The sequence below is a fragment of the Bacillus sp. P4_D3 genome (genome assembly GCF_056401855.1).
On sequence record NZ_JBFUIN010000404.1, the window covers coordinates 1 to 2,778 of the forward strand.

At 30.5% G+C, this 2,778-nt stretch carries 3 protein-coding genes; 2 read left to right on the plus strand and 1 reads right to left on the minus strand.

What is annotated here, in order from left to right; all coding sequences use genetic code 11:
• The first annotated feature begins 168 nt into the window (after positions 1-168).
• Together AC1DTM_RS21800 and AC1DTM_RS21805 are read left to right on the plus strand one after the other, a co-directional pair.
• Entirely contained in the window at positions 169-318 is a 150-nt protein-coding gene (locus AC1DTM_RS21800; protein WP_002012842.1) for an aspartyl-phosphate phosphatase Spo0E family protein, read from the plus strand.
• Positions 319-476: 158 nt separating this feature from the next.
• Complete coding sequence (locus tag AC1DTM_RS21805; protein WP_477000858.1) at positions 477-1,877, plus strand: protoporphyrinogen oxidase; 1,401 nt, start codon at positions 477-479, stop codon at positions 1,875-1,877.
• A gap of 65 nt (positions 1,878-1,942) precedes the next feature.
• Here the strand turns inward: AC1DTM_RS21805 and AC1DTM_RS21810 are convergent, their stop codons facing one another.
• Entirely contained in the window at positions 1,943-2,491 is a 549-nt protein-coding gene (locus AC1DTM_RS21810) for a hypothetical protein (protein WP_016104831.1), read from the minus strand.
• Positions 2,492-2,778 lie beyond the last annotated feature (287 nt).

The window sequence follows — 2,778 nt, forward strand, 5'->3', positions numbered from 1 at the left end:
ATTATAATGATCTGTAATAAGGGACTTAGTTTAAGTCTCTTTTTTTATTAGTAATATATTATTTTTTCAAATATGTAAGATTTTACATTAGTATGAGACTTTTACTTATTATGTAAGTAGGCTATACTAAAGTACATATATTTTAAAATTGGAGCGAATAAAGACGACATGGAGTTAGTAAAGTTAGAAAAAATAATTGAATTGAAAAAAGAAGAATTATTGAATCTAGTCTCAAATTATGGACTTCAACATGAAAAAGTAATAGCACTCAGCCAAGAAATTGACAAATTRATAAACTGGTTTATGTTTTTAAAATAGAAAGAACTATGACGTGAGTTGAATATGTTATAGTTCTTTTTTATTCATATATATTGTCTAATTTCTTACAGAATGCGCAAGCTGCTAGTCGAATATGAGGAATTTTGGGTATAATATAATAGGATTTATTAAATGTATCGGTTAGGAGCGCAGCAAATATGAAAACAGTCGTTGTCATCGGTGGAGGTATTACTGGACTTTCTACTATGTTTTACTTAGAAAAATTAAAGAAGGATTATAATATAGATTTAAATTTAATCCTTATTGAGAAAGAAGAGTATTTAGGTGGTAAAATCCACAGTGTGGAAGAAAATGATTTTATTATGGAATCTGGAGCGGATTCTATCGTAGCTCGTAATGAACATGTTTTGCCGCTTGTAAAAGATTTAAATTTAGAAAATGAAATGGCATATAACGAAACAGGCATTTCTTACATATACTCTGATRATATATTACAACCAATTCCTGCTGACACTATATTTGGGATTCCTATGAGTGTTGAATCATTATTTAGCAGTACGCTAGTCTCAAAAAAAGGGAAAATCGTTGCTTTAAAAGATTTTATTACGAAAAATAAAGAGTTTACAAAGGATACATCACTTGCTGTATTTTTAGAAAGCTTTTTAGGGAAAGAGTTAGTGGAAAGACAAATTGCGCCTGTGCTTTCAGGTGTATATTCCGGTAAATTGAATGAGCTTACAATGGCATCTACGTTACCATATTTACTTGAGTATAAAAATAAATACGGAAGTATTATTAAAGGTTTTGAAGAGAATAAAAAACAATTTCAATCAGCAGGAAATAAAAAATTTGTATCATTTAAAAGTGGACTATCTACGATTATTAATCGCTTAGAAGAAGTGCTGACGGAGACTGTAATTAAAAAAGGTGCTGTAACAACATCGATAAGTAAAAAAGGGGATCGGTATGAGGTTTCTTTTGCAAATCATGAGACAATACAAGCTGACTATGTCGTTTTAGCAGCTCCACATGATATCGCACAAGCTTTATTACAGTCTAATGAGTTAAATGAGCAGTTTAATAAGTTTAAAAACTCATCTCTTATTAGTATTTACTTAGGTTTTGACATACTAGATGAACAACTACCGGCTGACGGCACAGGTTTTATCGTAACGGAAAACAGTGATTTACATTGTGATGCTTGCACATGGACAAGCAGGAAGTGGAAACATACATCGGGTAAACAAAAGTTATTAGTAAGAATGTTTTATAAGAGCACTAATCCAGTATATGAAACGATTAAAAGTTATAGTGAAGAGGAATTAGTACGAGTAGCTTTATATGATATTGAAAAGAGTCTTGGAATTCAAGGTGAACCAGAAGTAATTGAAGTTACAAATTGGAAAGATTTAATGCCAAAATATCATTTAGAACATAATCAAGCTGTTCAATCATTACAAGAAAAATTGGCCGCTCTTTATCCTAATGTATACTTAGCTGGAGCTTCATATTACGGTGTAGGAATTGGTGCTTGTATTGGAAACGGAAAGAATACTGCCAATGAAATAATTGCGACATTGAATGAACAGTCAAAATAATAATATTAAATACATATGTAAATAAAATGTCCTTCCATTATGTTGGAGGGACATTTTATTTGTAATTATTTCACATTAATTGAAATCTTTTTATGAGATGTTTTATTTTCTTTAATAGTTAATATTATTTTTCCAGATTCTTCAAAGGAATACGGTGAGAGTTGATAAAGTTCTTTAATATTATGTTCTTCTTGTAATTTATTTGTAGGTATTATTGTTATATTAGGCTTCCATGTTTTCTGTTTGCCTGAAGGGTAGTCTACTATTATTTCTGGATTATTTAATTGTATTGTTTCCCAAGAGACAAAATACAGTTCAACTGCTGTATCTTTTTTTAGTAATTCTTCTGAGAAATAACCAAACTCACCAACATTACCGAAAACAGTAAAATTTTGATTTTGTAATTTAATATCTAAATATCTAGGTTGATATGTTGCAGCGTGATACATTCCGTATGAAAGAGAGAGTGTGGCAGCGATTAATATACCAACTGAAAATGTCGTAAAGCTATTTCCTTTAAAACTAGTCATCATGAATGAGTTTGGTGTGAATTTTTTTGCGAATAAAAAAATGAGTAAAATGAGCAAGAGGGATAAGCCGATGAAAATATACATAGGAATTTTACACCTCCATAATAAAAAACTTATTTTCTATATTTTAACATGAATGTATGAATTAGGTTGTCGTTTTAGAAGGGAAAGGAGGATATGGTATCGAAATTATAAAATAGCTTAGTACGAGCGGAGTGATAGAAATGAAAAGAATAAAATATATTTTTAAGTGAAGATGAGAAAAGAGTAACAGGAGGGGTGTAATTGTTACAGCCCTTTCCGAACGAGAAAGCCCATTGCCTTTAGGCATGGGATGRAAGTGAGGTTGGATACGGAGTACCACTAAAAAT

Coding starts and splice junctions, on each gene's coding strand:
- AC1DTM_RS21810 (WP_016104831.1), bottom strand. CDS start 2,491: ATGTATATTTTCATCGGCTTATCCCTCTTGCTCATTTTACTCATTTTT.